This is a genomic window from Bacteroidota bacterium, assembly GCA_021300195.1.
Lineage (GTDB): Bacteria > Bacteroidota > Bacteroidia > J057 > JAJTIE01 > JAJTIE01.
This window is the reverse complement of record JAJTIE010000023.1, coordinates 26891-43866: the sequence shown is the minus strand read 5'-3', so window position 1 is coordinate 43866 and position 16976 is coordinate 26891. Positions and strand designations below refer to the sequence as shown.

The window sequence follows — 16976 nt, the reverse complement described above, 5'->3', positions numbered from 1 at the left end:
GACCCGAAACCCCGACTTTAGCCAGGTGATTGCCACCACCCGGCAGATTGCCCTCACCCAACCCGGCAGCTACCGCCTGACGGCCATCGACAGCTGCGGCAACTATTACCGCGACTCAGTTGTCATCACCCAGCAGGCAGACCCCACCACCCTGAGCCTCAACCTGCCGCCTCTATACGACCGCTGCATCCAGCAGGGCCGCCCCCTACAGGCCCCCGAAGCCCCCGGCCTGGCCTACCGCTGGACGGACGAAGACGGCAGCCTGCTGAGCGAGGAGCCTGTGTTTCTACCCCCAAGCGGCCAGGGCGGCACCCTCACCCTCCAGATCAGCGACCGATGCGGGCGCAGCGCCACCGCCCAGGTAGAGGTCATCGACCCCGAGGCCTCGGCCGTACACCGCTGGGGCACCGCCTTCAGCCCCAATGCGGATGGCCTGCACGACACCTACCCGCCCGCCAGCTACCTGGATGGCGCCTACCGCCTGCGGGTCTTCAACCGCTGGGGCCAGCTGGTGTACACGGGCAGCCAGCCCTGGCGCGGTACGGACGGCAATACCGATGCGCCCGAGGGTACCTACGTGGTGCACATCCAGGTGCCCGACTGCCAGGGCGGCACGCGCGAGCTGATCCGTACGCTGATGCTGGTGCGCTAGGGGTACGCTTGATACCCTGACAGGGCGAAGCCCCACCCAAGGCAGCAGGCAACTGCTACAGGCAACTGCTAGCCGAGTGCCTGTGCGATGGCCCCCTCCATCACCTGCCAGGCCAGCTCCAGGTCGGCCCGGGTAGCCACGTAGGGCGGCACCAGGTACACCACTGGCCCCATGGGGCGGATCAGCACCCCCTGGGCCAGGCAGTAGTCGTAGATGCGGGGGCCCAGGCTGCTCAGGTAGGTGGCATCGGCCCCGGTGGCGGGTAGGGTCAGTGCGAGCACGGTGCCCGTTTGGCGCACATTCTGTACGCCTGCCAGCTGTGCCATCCGGGCCTTGCCCTCGGCCTGCCAGTGGCATAGCTGCGCAATACGCGCCTGGCAGTCGGGCGTGCGCAGCAGGCGCAGGCTCTCCACGGCCGCCGCACAGGCCAGGGGGCTGCCCGTAAAGCTGTGGCCATGCAGGAAGGCCCGCACCTTCTCGCCCCGGAATGCGGCGCGTATCTCCTCGGTGCACACGGTGAGGCCCATGGGCAGGTAGCCGCCCGTCAGCCCCTTGCTTAGGCACAGTATGTCGGGCCGGGCCTGTATATGCTCGTGCGCAAACAGGCGCCCTGTACGGCCAAAGCCCACAAACACCTCGTCGAAGATGACCGGTACCCCCCGCGCCTGTGCGGCCCGCACCAGGGCCTCCAGCTTGTCGGCCGCATACATCTTCATCCCCCCCGCCCCCAGTATGAGCGGTTCCACAATGAGCCCGGCCACAAAGTGGCGGCTACAGGCAGCTTCCAGTGCCTCCAGCAGCGCCCCGGTGGGGGTTGTGTCCGGGTCGGGCAAGAAGGCTACCTCGAACAACTGCCGGTCGAAGGGCCGCGTAAAAATGCCCCGGCTGCTCACACTCATCGCCCCGAAGGTATCGCCATGGTAGGCCGACTCGAAGGCCAGAAACACCTGCCGGGACTCTCCCCGGTTGTGGTGCAGCTGCAGCAGCATCTTCAGGGCTACCTCTATGGCCGTGCTGCCATTGTCCGAAAAGAAAAAGTGGGCAAAATGTGCATCCAGCACCTCGCGCAGGCCCCCCACCAGCTCCACCGCCGGCGGGTGGCTGAAGCCGGCAAAAATAACCTGCTCCAGCTGGTGTACCTGCCGCGCCACAGCCGCCGACAGCTGCGGATGCGCGTGCCCATGCAGCGTTACCCACCAGCTGCTGATGGCGTCGAAGATGCGCTGGCCGCTTTCGGTAACCAGATAGGCTCCCTCGCCCCGCACTACCCGCTGCACGGGTGCATCTGTGCGGTAGCTGAAGGGGTGCCAAATGTGTGCGTCCTGTTCCCACATGGCACAAAGGTAGTTTTTTACCACAGGGCTTCGTTACTTGGGGGCTATGCAGTGTTCAGCCCTTTTACGCGTATTGCTATCGGGATGGCTACTGGTGTGGCCCAGCCTGGCCCAGCAGCCCGAGCGGCTGGGCCAGGGGGTAAACACCGAGGCCGTGGAGCTGATGCCCTTTGTAACGGCAGATGGGCAAGAGCTGTACTTTGTGCGAGCCCGCCACCCGCGCAACCTGGGCCATCGGGTAAACCCCGAGGATCAGGACATCTACCTGTGCCCCCGCCAGGGGGATGGCTGGGGCCCTAGCCTGAACATTGGCCCCCCGGTGAACAACTATTACCCCAATGCCCACCTGGCTATCACCCCCGATGGAAACACCCTGATGCTGATGGGAGTGTATGTACAGGGTGGGCGGGTGCTACTGCCCGGCTTTAGCTACAGCCTGCGCACAGCGGGCGGCTGGGGTATGCCCAGGCCCCTGCATGTGCGAAACTACCGAAACCTGGACCCCGAGTGGTATACCGGCTACCTGGCTGCCGATGGGCAGACCCTGCTGCTAGGTATAGAAGATAGTACTAGCCTGGGTGGGCTAGACCTGTACGCCAGCTTCCGCCTGCCCGATAGCAGCTATAGCCAGCCGCTGAACCTGGGCCCGCAGATCAATAGCCCGGGCCGAGAGGTGTCGGCCTTTTTGGCACCGGATAACCAGACGCTGTACTTTGCCAGCGAGGGGCGTAGCGACGGCCATGGCAGTTTCGACCTGTACATGAGCCGAAGGCTGGACGATAGCTGGACACACTGGAGCCAGCCGCTGAACCTGGGCCCCCCGCTCAATACGCCGGGCTTTGAGGCCTACCCCAGCATTGCCGCCAGGGGCAGCTGGCTGTACTACGTCCATAGCGACAGCGCGGCCCTGCCCGACATCTACCGCATGGCCCTGCCCGACACGCTACTACCCACCCCCACGCTGCTGGTGCACGGCACCGTGCGCGACCTGGATACAGGCCTGCCCCTGCAGGCCGAGATTGTGTATACAGACCTGCAGACAGGCACACCCGCAGGCATGGCCCGCAGTAGGCCCGGCACAGGTGCCTATCAGGTAGCCCTTCCGCCCTACGTCTGGTATGGCCTGAGTGCCCAGGCACCCGGCTACTACCCGCTGGGCGAGGAGCTGGACCTGCACCTGATGCCCGATACGGAGCCCAGCCTGCAGCGAGACTTGTACCTGCAGCGGGTGCAGCCCGGCAGGGCCATTGCGCTGCGGAATGTGTTTTTTGGTACAGACAGCACCGACCTGCGGCCCGAGAGCCGGGCCGAACTAGACCGCCTGGTGCAGCTGCTAGCCGCACAGCCCAGCTGGCGCATCCGCGTTACCGGGCATACGGACGAGCTAGGCAGCGAAGACTACAACCGCCGGCTGAGCCTGGGGCGTGCCAATGCGGTGTGCGCCTACCTGCTGCTGCACGGCATAGCGGCAGCCCGGGTGGAGGCCGAGGGCATGGGCGAAGCCCAGCCCCTGCAGGCACCGGCTAGCGGAGCAGACAGGGCGGCAAACCGGCGGGTGGAGTTTACCGTGCTGGAATAATTGGGCCACCGCACTACCGTAATCCCCGCTTCATTTATCTTTGTGCCAATGCCCGCCCTACTGCCCAGCCAGCCCCGTGCACCGTGGATGCAGCGCCTGAAGTGGGCGCTACAGGTGTGGGCCTTCTCGCTGCTGAGCCTGCTGGTGCTGCGGCTGGCCCTGTGGGGGGTCAATTATTCGTTTTTCCGCACCCTGGATGCCGGGCACCTGCTACAGGCCCTGGTGATTGGCCTGCGTTTCGACCTGGCTACCCTGGCCATTTGCCAGGGTGTGGTGCTGTTGGTGGTGCTATGGCCGCTGCCGCCTGTCTCCATCCGCCGCCGCTACGGGTTGCTGGCTTTGCTGCTCACGGCTTTGGCCCTGCCCTGGCTAGCCTTCAATGTGGTAGACATCGCCTACTTCCGGTTTACCCAGCGCCGCAGCACCTTCGAGGTGGCCGAGCTGGGGGGCGATATCCTCCGCCTGAGTGGTACCCTGCTGGCCGAATACTGGTGGCTTGTTCTGCTCTTTGCAGCTCAGGTATATGGCTACTACACGGTGCTGCGCAGGCTGGGCCACCGGGTTTTGGCTTCTGCCGATTTTGATTCGCTACCACACCGCAGGGCTGCCTGGTTGCCCGCTAGCCTGAGTTTTTTGGTGGTGGCGGCCCTGCTCTTCCTTAGCATACGTGGCGGGCTTCAGCGCATCCCCCTGCGTCCGGCCGATGCCTTTCAGGCTGAGGAAGTGATGGTGGGCCACCTGGGGCTCAATTCATTCTACACCGTACTGCACAGCCTGTCTCAGCAGGCCCGCAGGCCGCTACAGCTACTGCCGCCAGATGAGGCGCGGCAGCTGGCGCAGCAGCTGGTGCTAAGCCCGCAGGATAGCCTGCTGCGGCCCGGCCAGTACCCCTTCTGGCGGGTGCGCAGGCCAGCGGGGCCACCCATACGGCGCAACGTGGTTATTATCCTGCTGGAGAGCTTTGCAGCCCAGTATGTGGGGGTGTGCAACGGAAAGGCCGGTACCCCTGCCAGCCTGACCCCGCACCTGGACAGCCTGGCCGCAGCAGGCCTCTTCTTTCCAAACTTCTACGCCAACGGTACCCGCAGCATGGAGGTCTTCCCATCGGTGCTAAATGGCCTGCCCGACCTGTTCTCGCGCCCCATCATCGGCAGCGAGATGGAGACCTACTTCAGCCATGGCCTGGGCTATGCCCTGCGGGCCGCGGGCTACCACACGGCCATGTATCATGGCGGCATAAATGGCTCGCTGGGGCTGGACAGCTACAGCCGCCTATCGGGCTGGGGCACCTATTACGGAAAAAATGAGTATCCCGAGCCGGCGCACTACAATGGCACCTGGGGCATCCACGATGGGCGCTTTCTGCCCTGGGCAGCACGGCGCATGCAGCAGCAGCAGGCACCCTGGGCTGCTGTCCTTTTCTCGCTTAGCAGCCACCACCCCTTTGCGTACGAGGCCGACCGGCACCCAGACCTGGCCCAGGCGGGCCTGAACCCCTTTGAGCAGACAGTTCGGTATACAGACCGTGCCCTGGGCCAGCTAATCCAGACCTTTCGGCAGGCCGGTACGCTGGAGTCTACACTCTTTGTCATCACGGCCGATCATTCCTTTCACTACGAAACCGATACCCCGCCCGCCCTGCCCGATAACTACCGCACCCCGCTGGTGCTGTATGCGCCGGGGCTGATAGCGCCCCAGGTTTCCACTGTGCCGGGTAGCCCCGTAAACATTCCGGCCACCGTGCTGCACCTGCTGCACCTGCCTGGGCCCTATGCTGCCATGGGCAGCTCGCTGCTAGACACGGCGGCGGTACATTTTGCGGCAAACCACTATACAGATCTGTATTCCTTCGAAACCGAAACCCACTGCTGGCAGACCAACCTGGCCAGCTATGAGGTATACCTGCAGCGCACAAAAGGCGGCTGGCAGCCCAGCCATGCGGCCATACCCGCCGCCGAGCGGAGGCGCTACCTGGCCTATATCCAAACGGCCCATAACTGCATCATTGCCAACAAAATAGCCCCGGTTCAATGAGCCCCGAAACCGGCCTGGGGCCTTTTTCGCGCATCCTGCTGGTGTACAACCAGGGTGCTGGCAGGCAGCGGGCCGATGCCCTGCAGCAGATAGCGCAGTATGCCCGCCGCCGCCGCTGGGAGCTACAGCTCATCCGCTGCGGGCGGGGCCTTCCGCCCACAGACGTAGCCCTGGCGGAGGCCCTCAGCACCGGGGCCGACCTGGTGATAGCCGCGGGCGGAGATGGCACCCTGCACCACACCGCCCGCCAGCTGGCCCACACCGGCGTGCCCATGGCTATTTTGCCCCTGGGCACTGGCAATGGCATAGCCCGGCACTATGGCATCCCCCTGCGGCTGGGCGCGGCCCTGGCGCTGCTGGGCACCGGGCAGGTGCGCCCGGTGGATATGGGCCGGATGAATGAGCAGCTATTCATGGGCTTTATGGGCATGGGCCTGGATGCACGGGTGGCCCACCGCTTTGAGCGAGAACAGGGCAGACGTAGCTTTCGCAGATACCTGTGGCTTAGCCTGCGCGAGCGCTGGCACTACCAGCCACAGGCTGTGCGCCTGCATCTGCCCGATGGACAGCAGCTGCTGCTGGAGCGGCCCCTGCTGGTAAACGTGGCGGTTACCACTCAGTTTGGCAGTGGTGCGCGCATAGCACCCGCAGCCAGCGCCACCGATGGCCTGCTGGAGCTATGTGTGCTGCACCAGCACCCCCTGCTGCTGGGGCTGCCGCTGGCCATACGGCTGTTTCGGGGTACACTACCCGGCTCGCGCTACTACCAGCACTGGCCTGTGCCTCAGGTGGAGATAGAGCTACTGCAGAAAACCCTGCTGCAGCTGGATGGCGAGCTGCTGCTCAGCACACACAAGACCCTGCGTTTTTCCTGCCTGCGGGGGGCCCTGCAGCTGCTGCTACCGGCCGGACAAAAAGCGTAATTTCGCATCCTGCCAGTCTCGCCCATGCCGCTACCCAAACTTTTTACCCGCCTGGATCGCTACATTATTTGGGGCTTCCTCTCCACCTATCTATTCATGCTGTTTGCGGTTACGGTGCTGGGGGGGCTTATTGATTTTTCGGAAAAGCTGGGCGACTTTATGGATGCGGTCTCTGCCGATGCCTGGGGGATTTTTCGGCACTACTACCTCAACTTTCTCACCTTTCTGGGTCATTTGCTTTCGCCCATCTGTGTGTTTCTGGCGGTCATCCTCTTTACCAGTCGCCTTACCCAAAATAGCGAGATTGTGGCCATACTGTCCAGCGGGGTCAGCTTCTACCGCCTGATGCGGCCCTACCTGCTCACTGCTGGCTTCCTTACCCTGGTTTCTTTCTACCTGGGTGGGTGGCGGGTGCCCGATGCAACCCTGCGCTTCGAAACCTACTACTACGACGAGATCCGCTCCAGAGACTACCACGACGAGCAGAACATTCACCGAAAGGTAGGCCCCAGCCACTTTGTGTACATGTACAACTTTAACCAGTACGAAAACGAAGGCCGCCAGTTCAGCCTGGAGGAGTTTCGCGCTGGCGAGATGATAAAAAAAACCCAGGCCCCCAAGGTACGCTACATCGACAGCCTGGGCCAATGGCGCATCTACAACCCGGTGGAGCGCCACATACTGCCCAACGGGGAGCGCCTGGTGCAGCGCCCTACCTATGACACTACCCTGTACCTGAAGCCCAGCGACATATATAAGCCCAACAACTACAGCCGCAGCCTGCAGCTGCCCGAGCTACAGCTGCGCATACAGGAGGAGCTGGAGCGTGGGGGCAGCTATGTGCGCCCGCTGCGCTACGAGCTGCACGAGCGCTTTGCCTTCCCCTTTGCCATGCTCATCCTCACAGTCATTGGTTTTGCCCTCAGCACCCGCAAGCGGCGGGGCGGCATAGCCCTGCAGCTGGGGCTGGGGCTCATATTGGCTTTCAGCTACATCATCGTGCTTACACTCTCCAAGACGGTGCTGGGCGATAGCCTGCCGGTATGGCTGGCTATCTGGACCCCGAACCTGATCTATAGCGGCATTGCCTACTGGCTCATCCGCTGGGCGCCCAAGTAGGTAGGGGGCCGCTTACGCGCGGCCAAGCGTAGAGTCCTACAGGATTCATGCACATTTTGGCCTACGGCCGGGTGTCTTGTGGATTTTTTGCACGGGCCAGCGGTGGATATTATCGCTAGTATGCACCCATGGAAGCCCAATGGCTAGACCTGATACAGGAGCTGATACAGCGCGCGCGCCAGCAGTCCCAGGCCCTGCAGGCACTGGTGGAGCAGCGGGCGCAGCTGAACATGCGCCAGGCCCAGGAGCTAGACCGTAGCGAGGCGCTGGGCCAGCTGTACCGCCGCTACAGCGAGGCACAGCAGCAGCTGGCCGAGCAGCAGGCGCAGCTGGCCGACACCCTGGCCCTCTTTGCCCGCCAGCTGGCCCGCCTGGAGGGGGTGCACCGGCACCAGGCCGAAGACCTGAAGCGGCTGTACGAGCTGCACACCGACGAGATCCGCGCACTAAAGAAGCAACTGGCCGAGCTGAGACCCTCCCAATAGGGCCCACCAGCCCCCCCAGCGAGAAATGCGCCAACGGCGGCCCGATACGCATGATTGGTGTACCTTTGCGCCATGAAGAGCAAGACACCCCAGGATAGCTACACCGAGATTACCGAAATGGTGCTACCCAATGATACCAACCCGCTGGGCAACCTGATGGGGGGCCGACTGCTACACCTGATGGACATTGCCGCTGCCATAGCCGCCGGACGGCACAGCAACCGGGTGTGTGTAACGGCATCGGTAGACTTTGTAGACTTTAAGTCGCCCATCAAGCTGGGCGAGGTGGTCATCATCACCGCCCGCGTTACCTGTGCCTTTACCACCAGTATGGAGATCAAGCTACAGGTGTGGGCCGAAAACACCCTGCACGGAACCCGCCGGGAGTGCAACCATGCCTACTACACCTTTGTGGCCGTAGACCAAGGCGGACAGCCCATACCCGTAAACGAGCTGAAGCCCACCACGGCCGAGGAACTGGAGCTGCAAGCGGGTGCAAAGCGCCGCCGCGAGCTACGCCTCATCCTGGCCGGAAAGCGCACCCCCGAGGAGGTGGCCCCCTTCAAAGAGCTGCTGCAGCAGCGTATAGACGAACAGCAAACCAAAAAGCCCTAGCTCCCACCTGGCCGAATGGCCCGAATGGCCCGGCCAAATGCCTAAAGACGAGCTGGCCCTGCGCGTTTGGCCCTAGCCAGGTGCTTGTGCCTAACTGAAGGCCAGCCTGGGTGCAGGTGCGGTACATATCTGTTACCTTTGTGCCACCGTATAAGATCAGCCATCGGCTTATGTCTCACAAACACGATACCGTAACCCCCTATGGCCAGCAGGCGGGCGAAAAGAAAAAGCAGGTGGCCCAGATGTTTGATGCCATCAGCAGGCGCTACGATTTTCTGAACCACTTCCTGAGCGGCGGTATCGACATCCTGTGGCGGCGCAGGGCGGTGCGCATGCTGCGGCCCTTGCGGCCCCGCATTGTTATCGACCTGGCAACCGGCACCGGCGATTTTGCCATAGAGGCGGCGCGTATCCTTAAGCCCGAGAGGGTGATTGGCGTAGATATTTCGTCTGGTATGCTGGAGGTGGGCCGCGAAAAAATGCGCAAGCGCAAGCTGACACAGGTGGAGATGGTGCTGGGCGATAGTGAAAATATGCCCTACCCAGACAATTTCTGCGATGCCATTACCGTTGGCTTCGGTGTACGCAATTTTGAAAATCTGGAGAAGGGCCTGGCGGAGATGTACCGCATACTGCGGCCCGGTGGTGCAGTGGTTATCCTGGAGCCTGCTGTGCCAGCGGCCTTCCCCATGCGCCAGCTGGTGCAGTTTTACTACAAGACGCTGCTCCCCTTCTTTGGCGGTTTGTTTTCCCGGGATCCCCGGGCCTATCAATACCTACCCAACAGCGTACAGGCCTTTCCGCATGGCCCCGCGTTTCTAACCATCTGTCAGCGTATCGGATACAAAAATACCCAGTTCAAATCCTTATCCCTCGGTATATGCGCGCTGTATTGGCTGGAAAAATAAGCCTGCTACTTGTGCTGGCGTTGACCAACGTGGGCCTGGCCCAGTGGAACAACACCAAGTATGACACACGAAAGTGGAACCTGGGCTTCACCATGGGGCTGCATATGGGTTTCGTACGCCTGGATCAGGGAGACATTGACCCGGACCCCATTACGGGGCTGATAGCCAGAGATGTACGTGCCCGGCCTGTACCCGGCATTAACCTGGGGCTGATAGCGAACCTGCCGCTGCACCGGTATTTCGACCTGCGCTTTGTGCCCCAGGTATCGCTACAGCAGCGCGACTTTACCTACCGGGTGCGCGACACTACCTTCGACCGACGGCTACAGGCCAGCTATATGGACCTACCCCTGATGATACGCTTCAAGAGCCAGTTTTACCACAACTACCGCGTGTATGTGATGACCGGCCTGAAGTATAGCCTGAACCTGACCAGCGAAAAGCGGGTGAAAGACGACCCGGACCTGATTAAGATAGACCGCAAGGACCTCAGCATCGAGTTTGCCTGGGGCCTTACCCTATACGGAGACCGCGTGATGCTTTCGCCCGAGCTGCGATACTCGCTCGGGGTGCTGAATGTGTATTCGCCCGAGCGTACCGAGTATGGAAATGCCATCCGCTCTATTGCCAATCACACCCTTACGTTCTCGCTAAACTTTGAATAAGTGGGGCTGGATGCCAGCTGGCTGCACCCAGCATACTACTAGCACTTTTAACTTTCACGCCCGCCTACTTATCCCCCTTCAAGATGTCAAACGTTGTAACTACGGATCATATCAGCCTCCCTTTTCCCGTAGCGCAGGTATATGCTACCCTGATGGACGTACCGGCCTACCCCGAGTGGTTTCCACCCAGCCTGTCTTTTGAGATTGAGCGGCATGTGCCCGATGGCCCCGGCAGCCGCTTTGGCATGAAAACACAGCCCGTAAGCTGGAAGGTGGAGGTGCTGGAGGTGGAGCCGCTACAGCGGATACACATGCGCTACTACGATGGCCCCTGGACCGGCACGGCCACCTGGCGCCTGGAGGCAAATGGAGACCGAACGGAGCTGTACTACGATGTAAACCTGAAAACACAGGGCATGATGATGACCATGCTGAGCAAGATGATGGACTTGAATGAGTTTAACAGCAACCAGATGCAGAAAGTGTTTGCAGGCCTGCAGCAGTACCTGGGCCGGCAGTAGCGAGGAGCAGTGCCACCTGGTATGGTAGGGTAGGGTAGCGTTACCTCCCCCGGGGGCACCGAAAAAGGCAGCTATGTACCCTGCACCGCTCGCTACTCGCGCCTAGTAGGCGCGGGTATCTCGGCCCTCATAGTAGTTTACAAAGGCGCGGTTCACTACCCGGTTTCCCCCCGGTGTGGGGTAGTCGCCCGTAAAGTACCAGTCGCCCGTATGGCCAGGTATGGCCGTGTGCAGCCCCTCCACTGTTTGGTACACCACATGCACCGGTATATCCAGGTTGGGGTTCAGCATTTCGCTGATCTTGTCCGATATTTCCTCTTGGCTAAAGGGTGCGTACACCTCTTTTACATAGTTGGTGTGGTTGGCCTCGCCGGTCTCCAGGGCCTTCCGGGCTTTCTCGTAGATGGCGTTCAGGCTGTCTTTCCCGTTTCGCTCGGTGTGCAGCTGTATGGCAGCCTGAAAGGCCACAAAGCGCCCTATCTGGCTCATGTCTATCCCATAGCAGTCGGGGTAGCGTATCTGGGGCGCGCTGGATACGATAACAATGCGCCGGGGCTGCAGGCGTGCCAGCATCTTCAGTATGCTCTGCCTCAGCGTGGTGCCGCGCACAATGCTGTCGTCTATACACACCACATTGTCTACCCCCGGGCGCAGGATGTTGTGCGTTACGTCATACACGTGGGCGGTCATTTCCTCGCGGTCGCTGTCGTTGGTGATAAAGGTGCGCAGCTTGGTGTCTTTCTGTATCACGCTCTCCACCCGCACGCGGCGTTCCAGCAGGGCCTTTAGCCGGGCAGGGTCGGGCAGGGTACCCAGCGCACCCAGTTCCTCTATTTTTTGCTGGTTCAGGTAGTCTTCCAGCCCATTTACAAAGCCCTCAAATGCCACCAGGGCCGTGTTGGGTATGTAGGAGAACACGGTTTGGTCCAGCTCATAGTTTACCTTCTGCAGCACCTGGCTGGCCAGCTGCTGGCCCAGGGCCTTGCGTTCGTGGTAGATGTCGGGGTCGGAGCCCCGGCTGAAGTAGATGCGCTCGAAGGAGCAGCTGCGGCGTGCCCCGGCCTGGGCATAGGGTGCCAGCTGGGTTTCGCCCCCAGGGCTCACAATCAGGGCATGGGCGGGCGGTATTTCGGGTATTTCGGCAATCGGTATATTGAAGGTGGTGGCTATGGCCTGCCGCTCGCTGGCTATGGCCACTACCTCATCGTTCTCGTAGTAGCTGCCAGGGCGTATGCCATTGGGGTCGCGCAGGGCAAATAGGTGGCCCGTGCCGATAAAGCCCCCCATCATGTAGCCACCGTCCCATTTTTCGGCAGCCTCGCTCAGCACGTGTAGCACGTCCAGGTTTTGGGCAATCAGCGGGCTTATCTCATGCTTGCTGTGGCCGGCCTGGCGGTACTGCTGGTACAGGTCCTCGTTGTGTTCGTCCAGAAAGTGGCCTACCCGCTCCAGCACCGTTACCGTGTCGGTGTTCAGGCGTGGGTGCTGCCCCAGGCTCACCATCTTGGCAAACAGTTCGTTTACATTGGTCAGGTTAAAGTTTCCTGCCAGCACCAGCGTGCGGCTCTTCCAGTTGTTTTCGCGCACTACCGGGTGGCAGGCTTCGCGGGTGTTCAGGCCATGGGTGCCATAGCGCAGGTGGCCCAGCAGCACCTCGCCCGCGTAGGGGAAAAACTGCTTCAGCAGCTGTACGTCCATACGGGCCTCGGGCAGCTCGCGCAGCACCTCACTCAGCTTGCCGTTTACAATGCGGATGAGGCTTTGCCAGGGCGGCGCCGGCTCGGTTACCCGCATCCGCTCTACAAAGGGCTCGCCGGGTATGGCATCCAGTTTCAGGCTGGCCAGGCCCGCGCCATCCTGCCCCCGGTTGTGCTGCTTCTCCATCAGCAGGAACATCTTGTTTAGCCCCCATAGCGCCGAGCCATACTTATCCTGGTAGTAGGCTAGCGGTTTTTTGAGGCGGATGGCTGCCAGCCCGCACTCATGTTTGATGGCATCACTCACGGCTGCAAAGTTAGGCATAACAACCGGGAAAGGGGCACGAAAGTTGCGCCCGCATCCGTTGCGCGGGCAACAGATGCCCAGGTATTGGCCGGGGGTAGTTAATATTGCAACTAAATTTGCTATTTGCGTACCCAATCTGCCTCTATGCGCAAAACCCAGTGGGCCCACACCGCCTTGGTGCTACAGAATCTTCTGCTTGGCACTACCTACACCTTTGGTGCCTGGGCCAGTGTGGCCTTTCATCCGCTGGTGCTTACGGGCCTGCGGATGTCGGGTGCGGCAGTCATCTACCTGCTCATCTTCAGCCTGACGGGTGGCTGGCAGCAGTTTCGGCCTACGGGGCGCGAATGGCGCCAGATTTTCCTGATCACCCTGGTGGGCAGTGTGGTCAATCAGATCCTGTTTGTGGCTGGCCTGCGCTACACCAGCCCGGCCAATAGCGCGCTGCTCTATGCCACTACGCCCCTCATGGTGCTGCTTATTGCCGCCCTGTGGCAGCGCCTGGAGGTGCTGCGCTTATACAAGCTGCTGGGCGTGCTCATCAGCCTGGCGGGTGTAGTTCTGCTGCTGGTGCTGAGTGGCGTGGTGCCTAGCCGCGTGGCCAGTGCCCCCCTGCTCGGCAATGTGCTTACGCTGGGGGCGGTGTTCTGCTGGTCTTGCTACCTGGCCTTCAGCCGGCCCTTCCTCCAGCGCTACAAGCCCTGGCACTTTGCCAGTGCTACCATGGTGCTATCCGCCCTGCTATTTGTTCCGGTCAGCCTGTTTTTCTTCCCGCAGCAGGACTTTGCCGCTGTACCCCGCCAGGGCTGGCTGGGCCTGGCCTCCTTGATCCTGTTTAATTCTTTGGCAAGCTACTTCCTGTTCCTCTTTGCCATGCAGTACCTGAGGGCCAGCCAGGCTGCCATATACATCAATATGCAGCCGGTGGTGGCCGTCTTCTTCAGCATGCTGGTGCTGGGCGACCAGCCGCCGGTAGTCTTTTATGTAGCGGCGGGTATGATCCTCTGCGGCATCTTTCTGATCAATTATCGCCAGCGCTGAGCGTACAGATGCCATATATCCGGATGCCTATGCGGGCTTTTAGTGCCGTGGGGATGGGGGTACTGCTGGTATGGATGGTGGGCCTGCCTCAGCTGCTGCACGCCCAGTGTGCAAGCTGCAAGCGGGCCAGCTATAGCCTGGTGGCAAAGGCGGATCCAACGGCCCTGCTGCGAAACGAATACCGCTTTACCCTGGAGAGGACCTTCTGGGACCGGGCCAACCTGAGCTGGAGCCTGAGCGGTGGCTACCTGCAGTACAACCAGGATAGGGGCGTGCATCGGCCAGGGCGTACAGCCGATTTTGGCCAAGCCTGGGGCCAAGCTTTCGCCCCGGGCCGCGATCCGTTCCGGTTTAGCACCGCGCCCCTTTTTACTGCCGATAGCAGCGTACAGTGCGAGGAGATACAATCGGGCCTGCTGCGCCTGGCCCTACGCGCGTACCTTACGCACCTGTCGCCCTATGGCTTTTTTGCAGAACTGTCTGGCAGCTACTACAACCTGGCAGCTACCTACCGCGCCGCCAATGGCCAGCGGCTAGGCGGAGCGGTTATCCGGGCGCCGGGTGTGGGCTTTGCGCTCGGCTACCAGTTTCTTACTGGTAGGCGCGGCCGGTGGGCCTTCGACTTTTTTGGTGGATTTGACTACCACTGGCTGTCCCGCCACCCGCGCACAGAGGCAGAGCCTGCGCGGCGCACTGCTACACAGGTGCGCCTGCATGCGGGTATGCAGCTGGGCATAGCCCTCCACCGCTAGGCCGCCTGGGCCTGTTTCTCTCCGCCCTGTACTGGCAGCTTATGCAGCACTGCCCACCTAGGAAACGATGGGCTCCTCGGTGTGGTCTTCGGCTTCTGTCTCCGTGGGGCTCCCCTGCTTGGGTACAAAGCGGTCTCGAACCAGCTGTTCGATTTCGCTCATCAACTCGGAGTTGTCTTTCAGCAGCTTCTTCACGGCATCGCGGCCCTGGCCCAGCTTGTCGCCCTTGTAGCTAAACCAGGCACCGGCCTTCTGCACGATTTCGGCTTCCACGGCCATGTCCAGCACCTCGCCCGCCCGGCTGATGCCCTCGCCATACATAATGTCGAATTCCGTCGTCCTGAAGGGTGGGGCTACCTTGTTTTTCACCACCTTCACCCGCACATGGTTTCCTAGTATATCGTTGCCGTCTTTTATCTGGGCAGCCCGGCGTATATCTAGCCGTACGGATGCATAAAACTTCAGGGCGTTACCGCCGGTGGTGGTTTCGGGGTTGCCAAACATGACCCCGATTTTCTCGCGTAGCTGGTTGATGAAAATGCAGACACAGTTTGTCTTGTTCACTGCACCGGTAATCTTCCGCAGGGCCTGGCTCATCAGGCGGGCCTGCAGGCCCATTTTGCTTTCGCCCATCTCGCCCTCCAGTTCGGCCTTGGGCACCAGGGCGGCTACGGAGTCGATGACAATTACATCGATGGCTCCTGATCGGATCAGGTTCTCGGCTATCTCCAGGGCCTGCTCGCCATGGTCGGGCTGGCTGATCAGCAGGTTCTCGGTGTCTATTCCCAGTTTTTCGGCATAAATGGGGTCAAAGGCATGCTCCGCATCCACGATGGCAGCTATGCCGCCTTTCTTCTGGGCTTCGGCTATTATGTGCATAGCCAGGGTAGTCTTGCCCGAGCTTTCCGGGCCATAGATCTCTACGATACGGCCACGCGGCACCCCCCCTATACCCAGGGCCATATCTAGCCCTAGCGAGCCTGTGCTGATGACGGGCACGTCCAGCACGGGGCGGTCGCTCAGCTTCATCACCACGCCCTTGCCGTATTCCTTTTCCAGCTTGTCTACCGTTAGTTTCAGCGACTTTAGCTTTTCTGCTCTCAGGTCTTTATCTGCCATGACGTGTAAATGAGTCTACGTAGAATTTTATGTTCAATACCCCTGCAAGATACACACCGGGGCTGCCGTGCGCAATACATTTTCGGCACGCCCTGTGCCAGCGTGCTGCCTGTGTGGGCGCCAGGCCGGTGTGTGTGGGGTATGGTGGATAAAAGCAGCGACAACTGTATCTTTGGCCCCATGACCCAGCCCCGGAACTACCGGATATTCTCGCACCACCAGCCCTTTGCCCTGGAAGCAGGCGGTGTGCTGCCCGAGCTGCACCTGGCCTACCACAGCCTGGGCACGCCCAATGCGGAACAGCGTAACGTGGTGTGGATATGCCATGCCCTGACGGCAAACAGCGACCCGGCAGACTGGTGGCCGGGCATGGTAGGCCCCGGCTGCACCTACGACCCCGCACACTGGCACATCCTGTGTGTAAACATGCTGGGCAGCTGCTATGGCAGCTCGGGCCCCCAGCTGCCCAACCCCGCCACCGGCCAGCCCTATGGCCGCCACTTTCCCGATGTAACGGTGCGAGACATGGTGCGCGCCATGGAGCTGCTGCGCCAGCACCTGGGCATAGGCCGCATACACACCCTGATGGGCGGTAGCATGGGCGGCCAGCAGGCCCTGGAGTGGGCGGTGCAGCAGCCCCAGCTGTTTGGCCACCTGGTGGTGCTGGCCACCAATGCCCGGCATAGCCCCTGGGGCATAGCCTACAACAGTGCCCAGCGCATGGCCCTGCAGGCCGACCCCGGCTGGGACCAGCCCGGCGGTGGGGCGGCAGGCCTGGAGGCCGCACGCGCCGTGGCCATGCTCAGCTACCGCAGCTACACCGCCTATGGCCAAACCCAGGCCGATGAGCAGGACGACAAGCTGCAGGGCTACCGGGCTGAAAGCTATGTGCAGTACCAGGGCCAGAAGCTGCGCAAGCGTTTTCACCCCTACAGCTACTACCTGCTTAGCCGGGCCATGGATAGCCACCACCTGGGCCGCGGCAGGGGGCCACTGCCCAGCGTGCTGGGCCAGGTGCAGGCCCGCACCCTCTGTATCGGCATTACCAGCGACTACCTGTTCCCCCCCGCCGAGCAGCAGTACCTGGCCCAGCACATACCAGGCGCCCGCTATGTGGAGATTGACTCCATCTTTGGGCACGACGGCTTCCTGGTAGAGCACGTGCAGATCAGCCAGGCCATCGCCGCCTTTTATGCCGGCTGAGGTGCCGCCGCCGCAAGCCCGG

The 16976-nt window shown here is 61.6% G+C and carries 16 protein-coding genes; 13 read left to right on the top strand and 3 right to left on the bottom strand.

Translation table 11 applies throughout. The features are described from left to right. Positions 1-652 (top strand): gliding motility-associated C-terminal domain-containing protein (locus LW884_06245; GenBank protein MCE3007932.1); only part of this gene is annotated, 652 nt, incomplete at its 5' end. A gap of 68 nt (positions 653-720) precedes the next feature. Here the strand turns inward: LW884_06245 and bioA are convergent. After that, complete coding sequence (gene bioA / locus LW884_06240; protein MCE3007931.1) at positions 721-1986, bottom strand: adenosylmethionine--8-amino-7-oxononanoate transaminase; 1266 nt, start codon at positions 1984-1986, stop codon at positions 721-723. A 46-nt stretch (positions 1987-2032) separates the two neighbouring features. Between bioA and LW884_06235 the strand changes: the two genes are divergently transcribed. The 9 genes from LW884_06235 to LW884_06195 all read left to right on the top strand — a co-directional run bounded on the left by LW884_06235 (position 2033) and on the right by LW884_06195 (position 10835). Beyond that, positions 2033-3565 carry an OmpA family protein gene (locus tag LW884_06235; GenBank protein ID MCE3007930.1) on the top strand — a complete coding sequence of 511 codons (1533 nt, stop codon included), beginning with the start codon at positions 2033-2035 and terminating at the stop codon, positions 3563-3565. A 48-nt stretch (positions 3566-3613) separates the two neighbouring features. Next, a complete protein-coding gene (locus tag LW884_06230; protein MCE3007929.1) occupies positions 3614-5599 on the top strand; it encodes an LTA synthase family protein in 1986 nt (661 codons plus the stop codon). Then, positions 5596-6522, top strand: coding sequence for a hypothetical protein (locus LW884_06225; protein ID MCE3007928.1), 927 nt, complete (start codon positions 5596-5598; stop codon positions 6520-6522). The genes LW884_06230 and LW884_06225 overlap by 4 nt, the downstream gene beginning before the upstream one ends. A gap of 24 nt (positions 6523-6546) precedes the next feature. Beyond that, positions 6547-7641, top strand: a complete 1095-nt coding sequence (locus LW884_06220; GenBank protein MCE3007927.1) for an LptF/LptG family permease — start codon at positions 6547-6549, stop codon at positions 7639-7641. A 128-nt stretch (positions 7642-7769) separates the two neighbouring features. Continuing rightward, entirely contained in the window at positions 7770-8126 is a 357-nt protein-coding gene (locus tag LW884_06215; protein MCE3007926.1) for a hypothetical protein, read from the top strand. A 72-nt stretch (positions 8127-8198) separates the two neighbouring features. After that, entirely contained in the window at positions 8199-8741 is a 543-nt protein-coding gene (locus LW884_06210; GenBank protein MCE3007925.1) for an acyl-CoA thioesterase, read from the top strand. A gap of 170 nt (positions 8742-8911) precedes the next feature. Next, positions 8912-9649 (top strand): bifunctional demethylmenaquinone methyltransferase/2-methoxy-6-polyprenyl-1,4-benzoquinol methylase UbiE, encoded by a 738-nt coding sequence (gene ubiE / locus LW884_06205; GenBank protein ID MCE3007924.1) that lies wholly within the window; start codon positions 8912-8914, stop codon positions 9647-9649. Next, on the top strand, positions 9622-10314 hold the full coding sequence (locus LW884_06200) for a PorT family protein (GenBank protein ID MCE3007923.1): 693 nt from the start codon (positions 9622-9624) through the stop codon (positions 10312-10314). The genes ubiE and LW884_06200 overlap by 28 nt, the downstream gene beginning before the upstream one ends. Positions 10315-10397: 83 nt before the next feature. Next, positions 10398-10835 (top strand): SRPBCC family protein, encoded by a 438-nt coding sequence (locus tag LW884_06195; protein ID MCE3007922.1) that lies wholly within the window; start codon positions 10398-10400, stop codon positions 10833-10835. Positions 10836-10937: 102 nt separating this feature from the next. On the opposite strand, the gene LW884_06190 is transcribed toward LW884_06195, so the two are convergent. Continuing rightward, a complete protein-coding gene (locus LW884_06190; GenBank protein MCE3007921.1) occupies positions 10938-12857 on the bottom strand; it encodes an amidophosphoribosyltransferase in 1920 nt (639 codons plus the stop codon). A 126-nt stretch (positions 12858-12983) separates the two neighbouring features. Here LW884_06190 and LW884_06185 point away from each other — a divergent pair, with 126 nt between their 5' ends. Both LW884_06185 and LW884_06180 read left to right on the top strand, forming a co-directional pair. Further along, positions 12984-13880: a DMT family transporter gene (locus LW884_06185; GenBank protein MCE3007920.1), complete on the top strand. Its 897-nt coding sequence runs from the start codon at positions 12984-12986 to the stop codon at positions 13878-13880. Positions 13881-13909: 29 nt separating this feature from the next. After that, positions 13910-14632 (top strand): hypothetical protein, encoded by a 723-nt coding sequence (locus LW884_06180; protein MCE3007919.1) that lies wholly within the window; start codon positions 13910-13912, stop codon positions 14630-14632. Positions 14633-14689: 57 nt separating this feature from the next. On the opposite strand, the gene recA is transcribed toward LW884_06180, so the two are convergent. Continuing rightward, positions 14690-15751: a recombinase RecA gene (gene recA, locus LW884_06175; protein MCE3007918.1), complete on the bottom strand. Its 1062-nt coding sequence runs from the start codon at positions 15749-15751 to the stop codon at positions 14690-14692. A 180-nt stretch (positions 15752-15931) separates the two neighbouring features. Between recA and metX the strand changes: the two genes are divergently transcribed. After that, a complete protein-coding gene (metX, locus tag LW884_06170) occupies positions 15932-16954 on the top strand; it encodes a homoserine O-acetyltransferase (GenBank protein ID MCE3007917.1) in 1023 nt (340 codons plus the stop codon). The last annotated feature ends 22 nt before the right edge of the window (positions 16955-16976 follow it).